This is a genomic window from Novosphingobium sp. ES2-1 (assembly GCF_015169775.1).
Classification (GTDB): domain Bacteria; phylum Pseudomonadota; class Alphaproteobacteria; order Sphingomonadales; family Sphingomonadaceae; genus Novosphingobium; species Novosphingobium subterraneum.
On record NZ_CP063445.1, the window covers coordinates 890,172 to 908,390 of the forward strand.

The following is an 18,219-nucleotide window of genomic DNA, read 5'->3' on the forward strand; positions in this document are numbered from 1 at the left end:
GATGGTTGGATTGGAAGGCACCGACCAATGCCGGTCGTTCCTGCGCGGTGCCGGAAATGTCAGCTTAGGTTGATACCCGCCGTTGGCGACACTCGTAGATCTCTGCCTAGGTGCGCCGACATAGCAGCCTCCCGTCAGCTGGAATGGGGCGTCGGTTGCGGCCTTTCGTTAACACCCCGCGTTCACCGAACTGTCGTCGACCAGTGCTAAGCGTAGGCCTAAAGGATGGTGTACGAACCCGCCGGCGGAATGAGCTCGCCAAGCTGACTGAGCGGGGCGCCGCCGTGCCGCGCCCGGACGCAGGCTATCGACCCGCCATGCGCGATGATGGCGATCGACTGGACATCGGGCAGCGCGGCCATCGCCTGCTCGATCCGCTTGGCAAATTCGGCCGTGGTTTCACCGCCTCCCGGCCGGAATTTGTCGGGCGCATCGATCATTCCGTCCATGGCATTGCCTGTCTGGCGGTAGATGGCTTGCCAATAGCGTCCTTCCCACGTTCCGAAGTCGCGTTCGCGCCAGAGTGGCTCGGCAATTGCGGCAATCCCCAGCTTGCGCGCCAGCGGCAGGGCAATGGCTCTCGTACGCACTAGATCGCTGTGGACGATCGCGGCAGGCTTCCGAGCAGCTATCTGACTGACCAGCGGCCCGATCATCGCCTGTCCTGCGCGGGACAGGCCAGGGTCACTCTGGCCGTAGCAGCGTTTTTGCCAGGCCAAGTTGACTGGCGGATGACGCACGAGGATCAGGCGGCAGGCCATCGCGCGACTACACAAAGCAACAGGATGAGCTGGCCCGCATAGACGACAAAGCCAAGGCAATCGCCTGTCACGCCACCAAGGTGGCGCATCAGCAAGCGACGAAACCAGAACAGGAAGCCAAGGGCAGCCGCTATGCTTGCCAGTACTGCAACAGGTGCCAGCAGGGCTAGCGACGCAAGGAAAGGCAAGGTCAGCAGGGTTGCGCCGCACAGCGTCGCTATCCCGGGGCGCTGACCGATGTCCTTGGCCAGACTGCCTTCCTGTTCGAGTGGCGGCACGATCACCATCGCCACGACAGCCGCCCAGCGGCCAAACGAAGCCGAAGCAATCGCCGCGGGGATCAGGAGTGCCCCCGGAAGCGCGATCAGCAAGGCCGCCCGCAGCCCTACTGCCAGCATCAACCCCAGCGCGCCATAGCTGCCGATGCGGCTGTCTTTCATGATCTCGCGGATGCGGGTTGGAGTCATGCCCCCGCCGAAGCCATCGCAGAAATCGGCCACTGCATCTTCGTGGAAAGCGCCGGTCAGCCGGGCCTCGATCATCAGCAGCAGCGCCACCGCAACGATGCGCGGCCAGAACATCCCGGTGCCCCACATCACCAGCGCGCCGATGCAACCGACGATCCCGCCTACGAGAGGAAACCACAGGACAGAGCGACGCAATCCGGCTTTCAGCTGCGCCGCGTCCAGTGGCGGTATCGCGGCGCTGACCGGCAAGCGGGTCAGGAACTGGATCGCCAGCAGCAGCGGCAGGAATATAGTTCTGCTCATTCCCCCATAACTTCTGTCAGGGTGGCGATATCGCAGAGCAGGGCGGCGGCGCTATCGAGCAGGGGCAGTGCCGTCAGCGCGCCGGTGCCTTCCCCAAGCCGCATCTGCCAATCGAGTATCGGAGTGAGGCCAAGATGGGCCAGAGCGGCACCATGCCCTGGCTCTGCCGAGCGGTGGCCCGCGATCATGGCCCGGGCAGTGCCGGGTGCGAGCTTTTCGGCGATCAGCGCGGCGGCGGTGGTGACATAGCCATCGAGCAACAGCACAGCACCCTCTGCGGCTCCCGCAGCATAGAAGCCCGCCATGGCGACAATCTCGAACCCGGCGATCGCCGCCAGTGCCGCCTTGTCGCGTGCGCTGCCCAGCCGGGCGACGGCCTGCTGCACGATAGCGCGCTTGTGCTCGCGCATTGCCACATCGGCGCCTGCGCCGCTGCCGGTTGCGGTATCGGCATCCACGCCGGTCAGGGCATGGGTGATGCAGGCCGATGCCGTGGTGTTGCCTATGCCCATTTCTCCGGCGATGAGCAGGCGGAAGCCAGCGGCCACGGCGCTCATGGCTTCATCCGCGCCAAGCTCCCATGCGGAATCGAACTGCGCGGGGGTCATTGCCGGACCAGTGGCAAAATCAGCCGTGCCTGGTGCGACCGGGGCGGCGCGGTAATGCGGGGGGAACGGGCCTGCGGGCGGCTGGGCGATACCGGCATCGACCACGCGCACGTCCACCCCATGCGCGGCGGCCAGCGCCGTGCTGCTGGCGCGGCCCGAAAGGATCGTGACGACCATCGCTGTCGTCACTGCCTGCGGCCAGGGCGTCACCCCTTGCGCCACGACGCCATGATCGCCAGCGAACAGCACCAGTCGACGCGGTCGGGTGACTGGCGTGCATGTGCCTTGGGCCACTGCCAGCTCCACCGCCAAGGCCTCCAGTCTGCCCAGACTGCCGGGCGGCTTGGCAAGGCTATCGAGGCGGTTTTGCACAAGGGCTGGCGTGATCGTCATCGGATGAACCTCGTCTGGTCAGCCGGAAGGCGGTCTTGCCAGTGGCGGCGGACCAGTTCCGGGGTTTCGCTTTCCTGCGCAGGATAACCAAGGCAGAGCAAGGCGATGAAGCGCCAGTCATCGGGCACATCGAGAAGACTGTTCATCGCTGCCGGATCGACAATCGATACCCAGCCCATGCCAACACCCATGGCGCGCGCGGCGAGCCATAGCGTGTGAATCGACATGATGACGGAATAGACGGGCGTTTCCGGCATGGTCTGGCGGCCGAGCCCGCGACCTGCTTCAGGATCTGTCTGACAGAACACTGCAAGATGTTCGGGCGCTTCGCGCAAGCCGTGAAGTTTCAGGCCATCATAGGCAGCGCGGGCATCATCGTCATAGATTGCGGCGGCTTGCCGGTCTTCTGCTTCCACATGGGCGATGATCGCGCTGCGTCTTTCCTCTGACACCACCCGTACGAAACGCCACGGCTGGCTGTTGCCGACCGAAGGGGCAAGGCTGGCAATGTCCAGCAGGTGATCCAGCATGCCATCCGGCAAGGGCAGTCTCTGAAAATGCCGCACATCGCGCCGCCATGCCAGCAGCGAGCCGAGTTGATCGGCGAACTGGGGCGGAAAAACGGGGCCGGTCATGCTGCCTGCCGCGCAATGACAAACAGGCGGTCCACCGCGACATGCTGCTCGAGCGAAGAGGCCAGCGCGTCCAGCGCACTATCGACGGCAGCATCCTGATCGACGCCGTTCGATGCGCCATCAATCCAGCCGCGACGCTGGGCGGCCAGATTGAACAGGCCATGGATATAGCAGCCTGATATCCGCCCATCAGCGCTGATTGCGCCTTCATCACGGCCATCGGCCATGCGTAGCAGTGGCCGGAATGTGTCGGCTGCGATGCCGGTTGTGGCTCCGGCGTGGATTTCATAGCCACGGAATGGCGCGCCGTCGGCGATTCTCGTGCCACTCACTTCACGCAGGGTCTTGTTCGCCTGCATCACTGTATCGACCGGCAGCAGGCCAAGTCCTGGCACTGTTTCGGGCGCGCCTTCCACCCCGCCGGGATCGGCAATGCTGCGGCCCAGCATCTGATAGCCGCCGCAGATACCCAGCACCCGCCCACCGCGCCGAACATGGGCGGCAATGTCAATGTCCCATCCCTGCGCGCGCAGGAACCCCAGATCGGCAATCGTCGCCTTGGTGCCGGGTATGATGATGAGCGATGCAGTTGCGGGGATCGGTTTGCCCGGCGGCACCATGATCACTCGGACGCCGGGCTCATGGGCCAGTGGATCAAAATCATCGAAATTGGCGATGCGCGACAGCATGGGTACGGCAATCTCCATGATCCCTTCGCCCGTTGCTTCCGGCGCCTGCAAGGTGACGGCATCCTCGGCCGGAAGCTCCCGGGCAGCGGCGATCCAGGGGATAACGCCAAGGCCTTCCCAGCCGGTCCGCTGTGCGATCGCGGCATAGCCATCATTGAACAGGGCTACATCTCCGCGAAACTTGTTGATCAGGAAGCCCCGGATCATCGCAGCATCTTCAGGTTCAATCACCGCCTTGGTGCCGACGACGGAGGCAATCACCCCGCCGCGATCAATATCGCCGACCAGCACGACCGGAACCTGTGCGGCTCTGGCAAAGCCCATGTTGGCGATGTCCCCTGCCCGCAGGTTGATCTCTGCCGGACTGCCAGCGCCTTCTACCACAACAATATCTGCCTCTGCGCGCAGACGATGATAGGACGCCAGCACCGTCTCCAGCAGTTCGCCCTTGCGGCTGCGATAGTATTCTGCGCCCAGCGTGCCCTGCACCTTGCCATGCACGACCACCTGCGCTGAACGATCCGACTGCGGCTTGAGCAGAACCGGGTTCATGTCGACCGACAGCGGCGCGCGGCAAGCCAATGCCTGCAAGGCCTGCGCCCGGCCGATCTCGCCGCCATCGGCGGTGACGGCGGCGTTGTTCGACATATTCTGCGGCTTGAATGGCAGCACTTTCAGCCCGCGATTGGCGAGAAGGCGGCACAGCCCGGCGACCAGCACCGATTTGCCGACATCCGACCCGGTCCCCTGCAACATCAGTGCAGCCATGCTGTTACCCCCACCCAAAGCCAAAGCAACAGACACGCACGCAGGAAGACCCGCTGGGCGCGGGGCAGATCGGCCGGGACAGGGCGCGGCCCATCACCCAGTGTCTGGCGCGCAATCCACTCCCCGTCATAGAACGCCCCGCCGCCCAGCGTCACGCCCAGTGCGCCAGCCATCGCGCTTTCCGGCCAGCCGGCGTTGGGGGAAAGGTGACGCCGCGCATCGCGCCATATGATCCGCCAGCCCCCGCCGCCAGCAAGGCATATCAGCACCGCCGAAAGCCGCGCCGGAACCCAGTTCAGTGCATCGTCCATCCGCGCGCTGGCCTTGCCGAACAATTCGTAACGGGCATCCCGGTGGCCGATCATGCTGTCTGCCGTGCTGATACATTTGAAGGCGAGCAGGCCGGGCAGGCCAAGGGTCAGAAACCAGAAGGCGGGGGCGACGATCCCGTCGCAGAAACTTTCAGCCAGCGTTTCGATCGCGGCGGCGGCGATGCCCGGTTCATCCAGCCCCGCCGTATCGCGCCCCACGGTGTGCGACAGGGCCGCACGGGCATTGTCCAGATCGCCCTGTTCAAGGGGTGCCGCCACGGCGGAAACGTGTTGCCACAGGCTGCGCTGCGCGAGGCCGGTTGTGGCCAGCAGAATCACGCCCAGCGTTCCCACCCAGCCGGCCGCCTGCCGCTCGATTGCCCAGCCGATCCCACCGCCCACCGTAAGCAGCACCAGCATGGCCGCTAATCCGCTCGCCCGTTGGCCTATCCCTCGGTTCCAGTGCTGGTCCATCGCTGCGATCAGGCGGCCCGTCCATGTCACCGGATGGCCTATGCAGCGCAGCAGCCACGCTGGATAGCCCAGCGCGGCCTCTACCATCAGGGCCGCCAGCAGCTGTTCGGGCCGGTCCAGCGTCACGTCAGCCGCGCCACCGGCACGATCAGTGGAGCGCCGTCGGCATCCTGCCCGGCATGGACGCGCACGCCATAGGCGGCTTCCAGCACGGGCGCCGACATCACTTCGCTCACCGGCCCGGCGGCGATGACGCTGCCCTCCTTCATCACGATCACCCGGTCGGCCAGACGCGCGGCCTGGGTCAGGTCATGCAGCACCACGGCGACGCCCGCGCCCTGTGCGGCGGCGGCGCGCAGGCAGGCAGCGGCATCGAGCTGGTGCGCGGGATCAAGGCTGGCGAAGGGCTCATCCGCAAGGATCCAGCGCGGTTCGCCCGCCAGCACGCGCGCCAGCAGCACGCGGGCCTGCTCGCCGCCCGATAGCCGCTGCGCCTTACGGGTGGCCAGATGCGCGCAGTCGGCGGCGGTCATCGCCGCGACGATCGCGAAGTCATCCTTTGCGCCCAGACCCCATCGCCCGCGATGCGGCAAGCGGCCGAGCGCGACGAGCGTGCGGACGTTGACGTTCCAGTGGATGTCCGCCTGCTGCGGCAGCAGGCCGATCACGCGTGCGCGGTCTTGAGGTTCAAGGGCGTGAAGGGGCTGCCCGTTCAGCAGGACGTGTCCCGCATCGGGCTTTCGCAGGCCCGCGAGGCAAGACAGCAGTGTGGACTTCCCCGCGCCGTTCGCGCCCAGGATCACGGTGATCTCACCCGCGGTCAGCGCGCCGCTGACCGCGCGCAGTACCGGGCGGTCACGCAGGGTGAGCGAAATTTCGTGGAAGGACAAGTCCATCACGCCACCTCCCGCCGCACGCGAAACAACAGGGCAAGGAAGAACGGCGCGCCCAGACTCGACATGGCGATGCCCAACCGCATCTCGGAAGCAGACGGCAGCAGGCGCACCAGACTGTCGGCGAGTACCACCAGGATGGCTCCCGCCAGTGCTGAGGGGATGAGCAGCGCCGATGGCCGGTCATCGACCAGCGGGCGCATCATGTGCGGGACCATCAGGCCGACGAAGCCGATGATCCCGGCAATCGCGACTGACCCGCCCACCGTCAGCCCCACGCCCAGCACGATCAGCCATTGCAGCCGGGCCATATCGACGCCAAGCGAGCGGGCTGCGGCTTCTCCCAGCGTCAGCGCATCGAGCGCGGGTGCGGCGCGCAGCAGCGCGGCCATGCCCAGCACCGCCGGGACCAAGGCGAGGCGCACATCGTCCCAGCTACGATCGACCAGCGCGCCCATCAGCCAGGTGACGATTTCGGAACTGGCAAAGGGCGTGGGCGCAAGGCTGATCAGCAGGCTCGTCAGCGATCCGGTGAGGCTGGCCAGAATGACGCCTGCCAGCGTGAACAGGATCAGGCTGCCCGAACGGCCCGCCAGCGTGGCCAGCGCCGCCATGCCAATCGCTGCGCCAGCCAGCGCGAAGACCGGCAGCAGCCAGGCCTGCACCGCATAGCCGAAGAACAGAGAGATCACCGCGCCCAGCGCCGCGCTTGAGGAAACGCCGAACAGCCCCGGATCGGCCATCGGATTGCGGAGATAGCCCTGCATCGCCGCGCCTGCCATGCCCAGGCACATCCCCACCAGCGCGCCGGCACAGGCGCGGGGCAGACGCAGTTCCATGACGATCAGCGATTGAAGATCCCCGCCCAGCCAGTGATCGAGGGCGATCCAGTGCCGTCCCGCCATAAGCGACAGCAACAGCGCCGTGAGGAGGGAGGCGAGGAGCGTGTGGTTGAGCTTCATGGCGTATCTCCCAGTTCTCGCCTGACCTCTGTCAGCCGCGCCAGCGAGCGCAGGATCACTGGGCCGCCGCAGTGAAGAAGATTGGATGGATAGTCCGCGATCCGAAAATGGCGCCCGGCCTTGCGCAAGGCAGGGTGCGACAGCATCCGGTTGGCATCGCCGTCGCCCGCGCCCATGTCGGCCCGTCCGGCGAGCAGTACCTTGGGCGGGTTGAGGAACATCCCCTCAAGCGGCAGGATGTCCCATTTTTTTAGACCGAATGCCGGACTGACATTGCGGAAACCGGCATGGGTTAGCAGTTCGTCGGCCAGTGTGCCTTTGCCCGGCACCAGCCCGCTGCCCTGCCAGATTAGCGCGGGCGCGGCTTTGCCCGGCCAATGGCTATGCGCCATCGCTTCATCGATCCGCACGGTGAGTTCGCGCCCGGCGTCCTGCCGGCCGACACGCTCAGCGATCAGTGCGATCTGAGCCTTGTTTTCCACGACTGTCTCGGGAACCGTCACCTGCATCAGCGGGATACCAAGCCGTTTGAGCGCGGTGATGGTTTGCACCGCCACATGAGGTCCGGCGATGACCAGATCGGGCCGGGCGGCGATCACATCCTCGGCACTGCCGTTGTTGGCCGGATAGCGGGAGGCCCAATCCAGCGGCACCGAAGTGGCGCGGGGATCGTGTGAGTACTGGCTGATCGCCGCGATCTGTCCCGGCGCTGCCACCTCTTTCAGCACAGCATCGACGCAGGGGTTCATCGAGACGATGCGCTGCGGTGCGCCTGCGCCGCCCGTCACCGGCACGCGGGCAGCGCTGCCGCATCCCGCGAGGGCGAGGCCAAGCGACAGGGCGGCGAGAAGCGCCGCAGCTCTCAAAATTCGACGCCCTTCTGCGCCTTGAACCCGGCCTTGAAGGGATGCTTCACTTCCTGGAACTCGGTCACCAGATCGGCAATCTCGATCAGTTCCGGCTTGGCATTGCGCCCGGTGATGCAGACGTGCTTTTCCAGCGGACGCGCTTTGAGAAATTCGACGATCTCAGCAATCGGCAGGGTATCGTCGCGCAGCACGATGTTGAGTTCGTCGAGGATGACGAAGTCATAGGTGGGATCGAGGATCAGCGCCTTCGATCGCTCCCACGCCGCGCGGGCCGCGGCGATGTCACGCGCGCGGTCCTGCGTGTCCCAGGTGAACCCGTTGCCCATCACGTCGAAGGTCAGCAGATCGGGATTGGCGGCGAAGAAAGCCTTCTCGCCGGTGTCCCAGCTACCCTTCACATATTGCAGGATGCCGACCTTCATCCCCCAGCCGACCGAGCGGATTGCCATGCCGAAAGCGGAGGACGACTTGCCCTTGCCGTTACCGGTGTGAACGATCAGCAGCCCTCGCTCGATCGTCTTGCGCGCCTGGATCTTGTCGCGCGCGACCTTCAGCTTTTTCATGCGTTCGTTGTGGCGGGTGTGGCTGTCGTCTTCCGCAACGCTTTCGTCCGTCATTTCGCTGACCTCCAGTTTTGCAATGCCGTGTCGAGCCTTCCCCAATCGGTCTCCGTGCCGGGAAGCCCGAACCGCAGTTGATCGGGCCTGTTGGCAAAGGGCCGGACTAGAATGCCGGCCCGGCAAAGATGGGTGAACAGGCCGGGCGCGTCGGCGGCCTGACACAATCTGAAATTGGCGGTGCCGCCGAGATCGTCGAGCCCATGTTCTGACAGCAACGCGGCAAGCCGCGCGCTGCCTTGCGTCAGTCGGTGGCGCTGCAGGCCCTGCCACGCCCTGTCGCAATAGGCGGCGGTGCCGATGGCAATCGCCGCCCCGGAAATCGGCCAGTCGCCAAGAAGATCGCGCAGTTCGCGGATCACCGGCTTGTTGGCGATGACGAAACCCAGCCGGACACCGGCAAGGCCGAAAAACTTGCCGAACGAGCGCAGCACGATCGCGCCATTGCGGTGCGGCAGCATGCTGACTTCTGGCATGGCATCGGCAAAGGCCTCATCGACGATACGGATGTTCCGCAGTCGCTGGAGCTTTCGCGCCTCGATCACCGCCCCGTCAGGATTGTTGGGATTGGCGCAGACCATCAGATCGGCGCCGCGCGCCTTGTCGAATGGCAGCACCCGAGCTTCCGGCCAGGCGGCGCGGTAACCGGCGTAGCTGTGCCCGATGATGGCGACGCGCTGTGCCGGCAGCAGCTTGGCGAGCAGGCGGATGGCGATGTCGCTGCCCGGCACTGCGGCAATCTGTTCGGTGCTGTTCATGCCGAATACGCGCGCAGCCGCAAATTCCAGCTGCTCCAGCGCAGCTGGGGATGGCAGGGCTGACCACAGGTGCGGCTCTATCGCCGGCACCGGCCAGGCCCATGGGCTGATGCCGGTGGAGAGGTCCAGCCAGGGGCGCGGCGCGGCCGGATAAAGCCGCGCCGCCGCCGCCGTCTGTCCGCCGTGCCACATCAATGCGGCATGCGCGTCCACGGGTGCTGTCCTCCTGCTCAGAAAGCCAGCCGCACGCCTGCATAGGCGGCGCGGCGCGGTGTGCCGTAGCGCAAGCTGGTCTCGTATTGTTCGTTGAACAGGTTCTCGATCCGGCCATAGAGTTCGATATTGTGCGTCACTGGGAAGGCGGCGCGCAGATCGACCAGGGCATAGCCATCCAGCTTGCGGGTGTTGGCGGCATTGTCGAAGCTTGCGCCCACATGGGTGATCGTCGCTCCGGTCTTCAGCCCGAACGCCCAGTCGTAATCGGCGGACACGTTGACGCTGTGCCGGGGCCGCCGCGCCAGATCTAGGCCGGTCATGGCATTGATCGCATCGACATAGCCGTAGTTGGCCTGCACCCGCAGCGCATCGACCGGCTTCAAAGCGAGCGTGAACTCAAGTCCTTGTGCCCGTGCCTTGGCGACATTGTCGTATGTGCCGTTGGGGCGGCCCGAGCAGATGCCGGTCAGGGGAAGCCTGCAACTGATGAAGTTGATCAGATTGCGCGTGTCGCGGTGGAACCAGGTGGCGCCGACCTCGATCCTGCCGTCCAGCAGCTTCTGGGTTATGCCAGCATCCCAGCTGCGGGAACTCTCGGGCCTGAGCAGCTTGTTACCGTAGTCGCTGAACAGCTGGTACAGCGACGGCGTCTTGAAGCCCTCGCCGTAGCTGGCGCGCAGCACGGTGTTGCCTTCATTCGGCGTGAACAGAGCACTGGTGGAAAAGGTCGTCTTGCCGCCGAACGTGTCGTGATCGTCATGACGCAGACCCGCGCTCAGGGTCAGACCGGCGACCGGCTTGGCGCTAAGCTGGCCGTAGAAGCTGTTGATCCGCGCACTAGCGATGGCGAAGGGGCCGCCATAGCTTGACGTGCGGAAGCTGGCCTTTTCGGTTTCGGCACCGAAAGTGGCGCTCGCCGCATCGGTGATGTCGAAGTTGCCCTGATATTCGAACCGCTCGTTGCGCCCCTTGGCGTTGAAGGTCTCGAATTCGATGCCTCCCGTCAGATCGACGTTTCGGCGGCGGGTATCAGTCAGCGTATAGGCGATACGGTTGCGGAAGCGTCCGTCGAACAGCGCCGCGTTCAGGCCGGCATAGCCGATCAGTTCCTTGGTCCTGGCGAACTCTGGCGTGTCGCCGAAGCTGTAAGTCGGCGGCGGGAAGCCGTCGATGCCGACCTTGCCGTCCGAATACCAGCCGCGCAGGTCGACCGAGACCGCATCCGACAGCGCGATGTTGAACTTCGCGTTTGCGCCGATGTTGCGATAGCCGTCTCGTTCCGTGCCGCCGCGCGTCTCGTTGAAGGTCGAAAAGCCGTCAGTGCGCAGATAGCCCGCGCCGACATTTGCCGAGACTGGGCCGAACTTGCCCGAAATATTGCCGACCACACGCGCCGTATCGCGCCAGCCATATTCGCTGGCGAGGTTGAGGGCGAGCTTCTCCGTGGGCGCACGAGTGACGATGTTCACCACGCCGCCGATGGCCTGACTGCCCCACAGTACGGACTGCGATCCGCGGACAACCTCGATCCGCTCGATATTGCCGGTCAGTAAATTGCCGAAATTGAAGCCGCCGCCGGGGGTGGAAGGATCGTTGAGCTTCACCCCGTCGAACAGCGCAACAGTCTGGTCGCTCTCCGCCCCGCGAATGTTGACCGAGGTGGTAGTGCCAAGTCCGCCATTGCTGGTGACGGTGATCCCAGGCACCGAGCGCAGCAGATCGGCAACTCCGGCCGATTGCCGGGTAGCGATGTCATCGAGCGTGATGACGGTGACCGACTGGGCGACTTCGGAAGTGGATTGCTGGGTCCGATTGGCGGAGACGATGATGGTCTCGGCGTCCTCGGCATGTGCGACGGCAGGCAGGGTGGCTGCGGAAAGCAGCAGTGCAGTCTTCAGAACACGCATGGGTTTCCCCCTTTTGAACAACGTCAAAAGAGTCGCACGACAGCGATCACGCGTGTGGGACGAAGCCACCGCATGCGACTCTGGCTAAGTCGTCACGCGAGGGAACCTCGATCATCATCCGGCACACCCCGTCCGGACAAAAGAACGACCGTTACGGGCAGGTCTCCTGGCTCTCGGGTCAGTGTCGGCCGCTTCACCTTCCCGGCCCGAAGGCCAGTGGCATAACGAAGCGGCGACTCGCCGATCACAGTTGCGGGGGCAGCTCCGGACCATGGCACGAAGCCATTCCCGGATTCCCTATTCATCCCATCGCTGGGAACCTGTAACGCTCGCGCCTTTGTCGCAGAACAGCATGAAAGGCAAGTGGGAGCAGTGAACGGCAAGACGATTCTGGTTCTTGGTGGAGCGCGGTCGGGCAAGAGCGGCTATGCCGAAGAACTGGGCGATGCCCTGCCAGGCCCGCATATCTACATCGCTACCGCGCAGGCATTCGATGATGAAATGGCCCAGCGGATCGCCCGTCATCGCGCCGACCGGGCCGGCCACTGGCAGACGGTCGAATGTCCGCTGGAACTGTGCGAAGCGATACTGGAAAACGATAGGGAAGATGGCGTCATTCTGGTCGACTGCGTGACCCTGTGGCTAAGCAATCTGATGCTTGGCGGCCAGGATATTGCGGCGGCGCGCGCTTGGCTGGCCGGGCTGTTTCCGTCGGTTCAGGGCACATTGCTGCTGGTGTCCAACGAAGTAGGCCAGGGAATTGTCCCGGACAACGCTTTGGCCCGGCAGTTCCGGGACGAGGCGGGCTGGCTCAATCAGGCCATGGCGCGCGCGGCCGATGAGGTGTGGTTTGTGACTGCCGGGATTCCCACCCGGCTGAAATAGTTTGTCGCCAGTTTACGGTAGGGGAGCTTGCGCAGGATCAGCGGTGGCAACGGTCGGCCATCCTGATAATTGCGTTTGAAAGGGAAGTCACCAGATTGCCCAACATCTTGGCCAATCAACGCCTTACGAACGGTCGTCCGCTCTTGGCTGACCCTGCCGATCGTTGATTGGCCTTGAACCGGCAGCAATGTCCCAATGGCGGGCGTTGCTAAAGCTCCTTACCCCTTGCGATAAAGATCTGAAGTTGTGGTCAGTTTGTGGCGGTCCGACCAGCCAATTGATCCGAAAGCAGCTTATGCGGCACAGTCCCTACGAACTGGCCGCGCAGACCATTTCACATGCTGACGTCCGTTTGCGGGAGCCGCTGCGTGCAACTCCCGACGAGGACTATTCAGTCGTCTTTAGCATGCGGTGGAGGAGCTGCCGGTGCCTTCCGCGCTCGCTTTGCCGGAACCTGCTTGGTAGCCTTGGTCTGACCTGGCTTGCGGCCGAGGCCGATCTTCTTGGCAAGGTTGCGGCGCGTTTCGGCATAGGACGGCGCAACCATTGGATAATCCGCTGGAAGATCCCAGCGCGCGCGGTATTCGGCGGGAGTCATGTTGTATTGCGACATCAGATGCCGCTTGAGCATCTTGAGCTTCTTGCCATCTTCTAGGCACACGATGTAGTCCGGCTTGATAGAAGCTCGAATGGACACGGCCGGCTCTGGGCGAACTTCCTCGACCTTCACCGGCTGATTAACTCCTGATAGTGCCAGGTGGACGTTCGCTATCAGCGTTGGGAGATCACCCACCGCCACGCTGTTATTGCTAACGTGGGCTGCGACAATATCAGATGTTAGGGTTATGAGCATTTCGCGCGTGGCGATGTAATCTTCAGACATGTGTATGGGACTCCTGGCCCAATTTTTATGAATGCGGCGCCAAATACTAGCGCGTATTGCTTATTATTACCAGTGCATGGCGCATTTCAGCTCCTGATCCGCCCGACGTGTCTTCCGCTTTGCAATTTGGCAGCATACAGTCCCGGTGATCCGGACAGTGCTAACAGTGTGATCTGCTGCTCACGCATCAGAGAAAAGGGCGCTTTGCCCTGATTGAGCCATTTGGGCATCGATGGTCGATGCACTGGGCTTACAATCAGGAGTGTGTCATGATCAAGTCGATACCGCTCAACAAGCTCGTCCGGTCTCCCCGCAACGTCCGCCGCCACAGTGATCCATCAGCCGATGCGGAACTTAGAGCGAGCATCGCAGCCTGCGGCCTCTTGCAGAATCTCATCGTACGACCCGCTGCGAAGGGGAAGTTCGAGGTAGAAGCCGGCGAGCGCCGCCGCCGAGCGATGCTGGCGCTGGCAGACGAAAAAATCCTCGCCCGCGATCACGAAGTCACGTGCCTCGTGCTCGAGGACAGCGCCGAAGCTGCGGTCGAGACCAGCCTCGCGGAGAACTTCCACCGCCTTGCCATGAACCCGGCCGATGAGGCCCAGGCGTTTGCGGCGCTCGTGGCAGGAGGGGCAACTGTCGAAGATGTGGCCCGCCGCTTCGGCCTGACGGTCCGCTTTGTCGAGGGGCGTCTGCGCCTCTCGACGCTTGCGCCCGTCGTATTCGAGGCACTGGCCTCCGGCCAAATCACGCTCGACATCGCCAAGGCCTTTGGTGCGACTTCCGACCAGGAAATCCAGGCCCGCGTTTTTGAGCAGGTCTCCTCGGCCTACTACGCGCCCAATCCCGACAGCGTTAGGCGCATGGTCCTCTCCGGGACTGTCCGAGGCAGCGATCCGCGAGCACGCCTTATCGGCCGCGATGCCTACGTCGCTGCCGGCGGCCGGATCGAGCGCGAACTGTTCGATGACGACGAAAGCGAATCCTGGGTCGATGTTGCGCTGCTCGAAGGCCTTGCCGCGGCAAAGATGGAAGAGCAGGCCAAAGCCCTCGCCGCCGAGCAGGGTCTTGCCTGGGTCAAGCCGACGCTCGATCCCTATGCCAGCCACGACCTGGTCGAAGGGCTGGTCAGGCTTCCCGCCGAACCTGCCCCGCTTACTGAAGCGGAAGTCGCGAGGCTCGATGATCTCGATGCCTCCTACGACGAGCATGCGGCGATCCTCGAAGACGAGGATAGCGCCGAGGAAGCCGTGGCTGCGGCCGAAGCGGCTATCGAGGCCATCGAGCGCGAATGCCAGGACATTCGTGCCCGCCCGCCCGTCATCGCGCCGGAACTGAAAGCCGAAGCGGGCATGGTTTTGGTGCTCTCGCGCGATGGTACGCCGGTTCTCGCGGTGCAGAACACGCTGGTCCAGATGCTCGAGCGTGAAACCGGCATTCCCTCGATGACGGTGTCGCGCTTCCTGCGCCAGCATCGAGACCTGCTCGAAGGGGCCGGCCCATCGCGGGTTGCCGAGGCAAAGGCCGCGATGCGCGGCACCGTCGTGCTGCTCGACGAAGCCTCAATGGTCGGCAATGCCGACAAGGAGAAGCTCGTTCGTCTGGCTAATCTGCTGGAACTGGACCGCTTCGCCAGCATCGGCGACAGGAAGCAGCTTGGCGCGGTCGATGCCGGGAAACCCTTCGACATCATGCAGCAGGCGGGCGTCGAAACCGCAATCATGAGCGTCAACCTCCGCGCTAGAGAAAAGGCACTGCGCGACGCCCAATATGCGGCCCAGGGCGGTCATATCGACGAGGCCCTGCGGCATCTGGGAACCCATGTCGTGGAAGCCGGAAATGGGGCTGCCGTCGAAGCGGCTGCGGCTTGGCTCTCGCTGTCGCCGGCGGAGCGCGAGACGACGTCGATTTATGCTTCGGGCCGGGCGCTACGCGGTGAAGTCAACGAGGCCGTCCAGACCGGCTTGAAGGCCAATGGCGAACTGGGGCCAGGGTCGATGCGGCTCGGAACCCTCTCGCGCATCAACGTGACGCGCGAGGAACTGCGCTATGCACGCAGCTACGCAGCCGGCACGGTGGTCGAGGTCGACCGGCGCCAGCGAGCCCAGGGTCTGCGGCCCGGGCGCTATCGGGTGGTCGAAACCGACATAGCGCGGGAGCGGGTCAGCCTCGAGAACGAGCGTGGCCGCTGCTTCGAATTCCGGCCCGGCCAGTTGCGGCCGCAAGGCGAGCAGGATCCGCTGCGCCTGTTCGAAGTTCGCACCCTCGACATCCATGCGGGTGACCGGATCCGCTGGACCGAGACTGATCACAAGCGTGGCCTCCTCAATGCCGATCAGGCGCGCATCACCGCTATCGACGGCAAATCCGTCACGGTGAAGACTTCGCTCGGGGCCGAGCACACGCTTGGGCGCGATGATCCGATGCTCGAACGGCTCGATCTCGCCTATGCACTCAATGCCCACATGGCGCAGGGCCTGACTTCCGATCGGGGGATCGCGGTCATGGACAGCCGCGAGCGTAATCTGGCGAACCAGCAAACCTTCCTGGTGACGGTCACCCGCTTGCGCGATGGATTGACGCTGTTCGTCGATAACGCCGGCAAGCTCGAGGCCGCAGTCGAACGCAATCCGGGAATGAAGCGCTCGGCTCTGGAGACCGTCGATCTCCTGCGCGACGCCGCCGCGCGAGGCCAGGCGAAGGACCGGGCGCCGGCACCGGCACCTGCGCGCGAACCGCCGGAACTGGACCGCTCGCTCACCAAGCCTTTCGAGATCGGAATCTGACCGGCCTTTCCGCATCCATCCGCATGCGGCTGATTGACTAAAAGTTCTATATTTGTTCTCATGGCGATCATGCCCCGAATCGCTGACGATGTCCTGCTGACCCATCTTGAAGTTGCGCTCGCCGCGGCGCCCGAGCCGACGCTCGCTGGTCTGAATGCCGATGATCCGCGCGCGCAGCGCAGCGCCCGTGTCGATCTTGCGCGGCATCTGGTCGAGAGGATGCGTGGCTTCGTTATCGAGGGTGATAGCTATGCCAGCGGCGGGATTCAGTCCTGCCTGTTTCCGGGCGACCTGGCGCCGATCGGGTAACCCGGATGTTGGGCGACGCTCCGCTCATTGCAGCGGTGTATCGCCATCTTTTCCGGTCAACTGCGCAATCCGTCGGGCGATAGCCTGCCAGGTTTGGATGCCTGCCTCGTCGCCGGCCAGCGCCAGGGCGCCAATCTGTTCGGCAACATGGAGCGGGGCCTTGTCGCCATGCGTCGTCAGCACCTGATTGGCACAAGCCCAGAGTTCCCACTCGCTGAGCATCAGCGGAAGTGTCCGGCGAGCCCGAGGAGCAGGGCGATGAAGCCGTAGCCCACGAACGCTGCGGTCAGCAGATATTCGATGTTGAGCCTGAGCCGGCGCCTGAATCTGCCGGGGCGGGGCTGTCCTGCCGGCCAAATCTGATCGCAGACGATCCCGTTGAACCCGGCACGCTGGGACATTGCGTTGCGCCAAGGGCCCAGCACCGATGCCGAGCCGGGCTACATCGCCTTCGGCGACGCCCTCGACGAGTGGCGGGCAATCCTCGACGAGCTCGGTTACATCACCGATTAACGAACGATCTCGTGGTCGATAATTCGATGATACGCCTAGCTGCCGGGATCGGCGAGCTTCAGGATCTCGTTCATCCAGTAATCGAGACCCTCGGGGCTCCGGTTCAGGAGAACGAGCGCGGTGTCGCGGGTGACGAGTTCGAGATAATCGGCGTGAACGCCGGCGCTGGTCACGGTCAACTGTTTGGGCAGCGTCGGGAGCAGCACGACCTCGCGGTCGCGGGTCGCTGCAAGGCTTGTCGCGACGATAAGTGCCAGGCCGAGGCCAGTGCTGGTCAGCGCCAGGAGGTTGCGTTGGCGCAGCAGGGACTGCTGACGCTCGTGCGAAATGTCGGCAAACATGGGTCTCTCCCCTCAACCGGCAAGCAGGCGGCAGTGGGAAGGCGGCGTCGACCTCAGGCCCAGAAACCCGGCCGGCAGATACCAATATGCGGCATGGGCTACCCAGGAGCTGGCGCGTCCTGCTTTTGCCTTTCGCAGCGCGAACCAGGCGCCGAAGGCGACAACGATGCCGATGAAGATATGCTGGCTGAGGATTCCCCAGGTGAAGGGGACAATCATTCCGGCGAACTCGTCGATGGTCCAGAAGCCGATGAGCTCTGGATCGTCGAGCCGACGGGGAATGATGTAGGGGTCCGTCATCACGACGCGCCTTCCCGTGCCCGACCGTCAGATGACCGCGGTCACGACCGAAGTGACGATCGGGACACCCGTACCGACGCCGATGCCGACACCAACCGGAACCGCGACCTGCCCGAGCGAGAAGCGCCCCGAAGCGAGGCCGATCAGGCCGCCCGCGAGGCTGAGGACGGTGATGATCTTGCCGCCCGAGCCTTCGAGAAAGTCCGTGAACTTGGTCAGCGCCGGGGTGAAGGTCGTGTCGGCGCCGGCATAGGCAGCGCTGGCGGCGAGCGCTGCCAGGGCGACGGGAATGGCAAGATTGATGGCCCGAGAGAACTTGGCGGGGCCGAGGCCATTGGCACCGATGCGCCGGGGGAGGGTGAGGGACTGCATATGGAGCTCCGTCTGGAGGGGTGAACACAGCGTCTTTCGTTCGCTGTGCGTTCCACATGCATCTAGGAAATCGTTGTAGGAAAGGCTGGCGAGCTCAACCTGCCTCTTCGCGGAAGAATACGGACGGATCGATTTGATGCTGTCGGCGTGTTTGGCAGAAAACAGCGGATTATCTGTCAGATCGTGGCGGAGTTTTCCA

At 64.2% G+C, this 18,219-nt stretch carries 21 protein-coding genes and 1 riboswitch; of the genes, 3 read left to right on the plus strand and 18 right to left on the minus strand.

Annotated elements, in window-relative coordinates:
- Positions 1–218 precede the first annotated feature (218 nt).
- The 12 genes from IM701_RS04400 to IM701_RS04455 form a co-directional block, all read right to left on the minus strand.
- Positions 219–761: a histidine phosphatase family protein gene (locus IM701_RS04400; RefSeq protein ID WP_193827895.1), complete on the minus strand. Its 543-nt coding sequence runs from the start codon at positions 759–761 to the stop codon at positions 219–221.
- The gene (locus IM701_RS04405; RefSeq protein ID WP_193827896.1) at positions 746–1,531 is read right to left on the minus strand and encodes an adenosylcobinamide-GDP ribazoletransferase; all 786 of its coding nucleotides are present in this window, start codon (positions 1,529–1,531) and stop codon (positions 746–748) included. The genes IM701_RS04400 and IM701_RS04405 overlap by 16 nt, the downstream gene beginning before the upstream one ends.
- Entirely contained in the window at positions 1,528–2,532 is a 1,005-nt protein-coding gene (cobT, locus tag IM701_RS04410; RefSeq protein ID WP_193827897.1) for a nicotinate-nucleotide--dimethylbenzimidazole phosphoribosyltransferase, read from the minus strand. Before cobT ends, IM701_RS04405 begins: the two co-directional genes overlap by 4 nt.
- Positions 2,529–3,167 (minus strand): 5,6-dimethylbenzimidazole synthase, encoded by a 639-nt coding sequence (gene bluB, locus IM701_RS04415; RefSeq protein ID WP_193827898.1) that lies wholly within the window; start codon positions 3,165–3,167, stop codon positions 2,529–2,531. Before bluB ends, cobT begins: the two co-directional genes overlap by 4 nt.
- Positions 3,164–4,624: a cobyric acid synthase gene (locus IM701_RS04420; protein ID WP_193827899.1), complete on the minus strand. Its 1,461-nt coding sequence runs from the start codon at positions 4,622–4,624 to the stop codon at positions 3,164–3,166. The genes bluB and IM701_RS04420 overlap by 4 nt, the downstream gene beginning before the upstream one ends.
- A complete protein-coding gene (gene cbiB / locus IM701_RS04425) occupies positions 4,612–5,535 on the minus strand; it encodes an adenosylcobinamide-phosphate synthase CbiB (protein ID WP_230487792.1) in 924 nt (307 codons plus the stop codon). The genes IM701_RS04420 and cbiB overlap by 13 nt, the downstream gene beginning before the upstream one ends.
- The gene (locus tag IM701_RS04430) at positions 5,532–6,305 is read right to left on the minus strand and encodes an ABC transporter ATP-binding protein (RefSeq protein ID WP_193827900.1); all 774 of its coding nucleotides are present in this window, start codon (positions 6,303–6,305) and stop codon (positions 5,532–5,534) included. The genes cbiB and IM701_RS04430 overlap by 4 nt, the downstream gene beginning before the upstream one ends.
- A complete protein-coding gene (locus IM701_RS04435; RefSeq protein ID WP_193827901.1) occupies positions 6,305–7,264 on the minus strand; it encodes an iron ABC transporter permease in 960 nt (319 codons plus the stop codon). Before IM701_RS04435 ends, IM701_RS04430 begins: the two co-directional genes overlap by 1 nt.
- On the minus strand, positions 7,261–8,058 hold the full coding sequence (locus IM701_RS04440; protein WP_230487793.1) for an ABC transporter substrate-binding protein: 798 nt from the start codon (positions 8,056–8,058) through the stop codon (positions 7,261–7,263). The genes IM701_RS04435 and IM701_RS04440 overlap by 4 nt, the downstream gene beginning before the upstream one ends.
- A gap of 68 nt (positions 8,059–8,126) precedes the next feature.
- Positions 8,127–8,750 (minus strand): cob(I)yrinic acid a,c-diamide adenosyltransferase, encoded by a 624-nt coding sequence (cobO, locus tag IM701_RS04445; RefSeq protein WP_193827902.1) that lies wholly within the window; start codon positions 8,748–8,750, stop codon positions 8,127–8,129.
- Positions 8,747–9,721: an aminotransferase class I/II-fold pyridoxal phosphate-dependent enzyme gene (locus IM701_RS04450; RefSeq protein ID WP_230487794.1), complete on the minus strand. Its 975-nt coding sequence runs from the start codon at positions 9,719–9,721 to the stop codon at positions 8,747–8,749. The genes cobO and IM701_RS04450 overlap by 4 nt, the downstream gene beginning before the upstream one ends.
- A gap of 17 nt (positions 9,722–9,738) precedes the next feature.
- Positions 9,739–11,631 carry a TonB-dependent siderophore receptor gene (locus tag IM701_RS04455; RefSeq protein ID WP_193827903.1) on the minus strand — a complete coding sequence of 631 codons (1,893 nt, stop codon included), beginning with the start codon at positions 11,629–11,631 and terminating at the stop codon, positions 9,739–9,741.
- A gap of 138 nt (positions 11,632–11,769) precedes the next feature.
- Positions 11,770–11,970: riboswitch (cobalamin riboswitch) on the minus strand.
- Between the two features lie 33 nt (positions 11,971–12,003).
- Between IM701_RS04455 and cobU the strand changes: the two genes are divergently transcribed.
- Positions 12,004–12,516 carry a bifunctional adenosylcobinamide kinase/adenosylcobinamide-phosphate guanylyltransferase gene (gene cobU, locus IM701_RS04460; RefSeq protein WP_193827904.1) on the plus strand — a complete coding sequence of 171 codons (513 nt, stop codon included), beginning with the start codon at positions 12,004–12,006 and terminating at the stop codon, positions 12,514–12,516.
- Between the two features lie 391 nt (positions 12,517–12,907).
- Here cobU and IM701_RS04465 read toward each other — a convergent pair whose 3' ends face one another.
- Complete coding sequence (locus IM701_RS04465; protein ID WP_193827905.1) at positions 12,908–13,399, minus strand: MucR family transcriptional regulator; 492 nt, start codon at positions 13,397–13,399, stop codon at positions 12,908–12,910.
- A gap of 269 nt (positions 13,400–13,668) precedes the next feature.
- On the opposite strand from IM701_RS04465, the gene IM701_RS21815 reads away from it, so the two are divergent.
- Together IM701_RS21815 and IM701_RS04480 are read left to right on the plus strand one after the other, a co-directional pair.
- Complete coding sequence (locus IM701_RS21815; RefSeq protein ID WP_230487795.1) at positions 13,669–16,185, plus strand: ParB/RepB/Spo0J family partition protein; 2,517 nt, start codon at positions 13,669–13,671, stop codon at positions 16,183–16,185.
- A gap of 69 nt (positions 16,186–16,254) precedes the next feature.
- Positions 16,255–16,494, plus strand: coding sequence for a hypothetical protein (locus IM701_RS04480; protein WP_193827906.1), 240 nt, complete (start codon positions 16,255–16,257; stop codon positions 16,492–16,494).
- A gap of 24 nt (positions 16,495–16,518) precedes the next feature.
- Here IM701_RS04480 and IM701_RS04485 read toward each other — a convergent pair whose 3' ends face one another.
- The 5 genes from IM701_RS04485 to IM701_RS04505 form a co-directional block, all read right to left on the minus strand.
- Positions 16,519–16,716: a hypothetical protein gene (locus tag IM701_RS04485; RefSeq protein ID WP_107968392.1), complete on the minus strand. Its 198-nt coding sequence runs from the start codon at positions 16,714–16,716 to the stop codon at positions 16,519–16,521.
- Complete coding sequence (locus IM701_RS04490) at positions 16,716–16,895, minus strand: hypothetical protein (protein ID WP_193827907.1); 180 nt, start codon at positions 16,893–16,895, stop codon at positions 16,716–16,718. The genes IM701_RS04485 and IM701_RS04490 overlap by 1 nt, the downstream gene beginning before the upstream one ends.
- A 147-nt stretch (positions 16,896–17,042) precedes the next feature.
- The gene (locus IM701_RS04495; RefSeq protein ID WP_230487796.1) at positions 17,043–17,348 is read right to left on the minus strand and encodes a type IV conjugative transfer system protein TraE; all 306 of its coding nucleotides are present in this window, start codon (positions 17,346–17,348) and stop codon (positions 17,043–17,045) included.
- Positions 17,349–17,360: 12 nt separating this feature from the next.
- Positions 17,361–17,648, minus strand: a complete 288-nt coding sequence (gene traL / locus IM701_RS04500; RefSeq protein ID WP_107968420.1) for a type IV conjugative transfer system protein TraL — start codon at positions 17,646–17,648, stop codon at positions 17,361–17,363.
- Between the two features lie 27 nt (positions 17,649–17,675).
- The gene (locus IM701_RS04505; RefSeq protein WP_193827908.1) at positions 17,676–18,020 is read right to left on the minus strand and encodes a hypothetical protein; all 345 of its coding nucleotides are present in this window, start codon (positions 18,018–18,020) and stop codon (positions 17,676–17,678) included.
- Between the last annotated feature and the right edge of the window lie 199 nt (positions 18,021–18,219).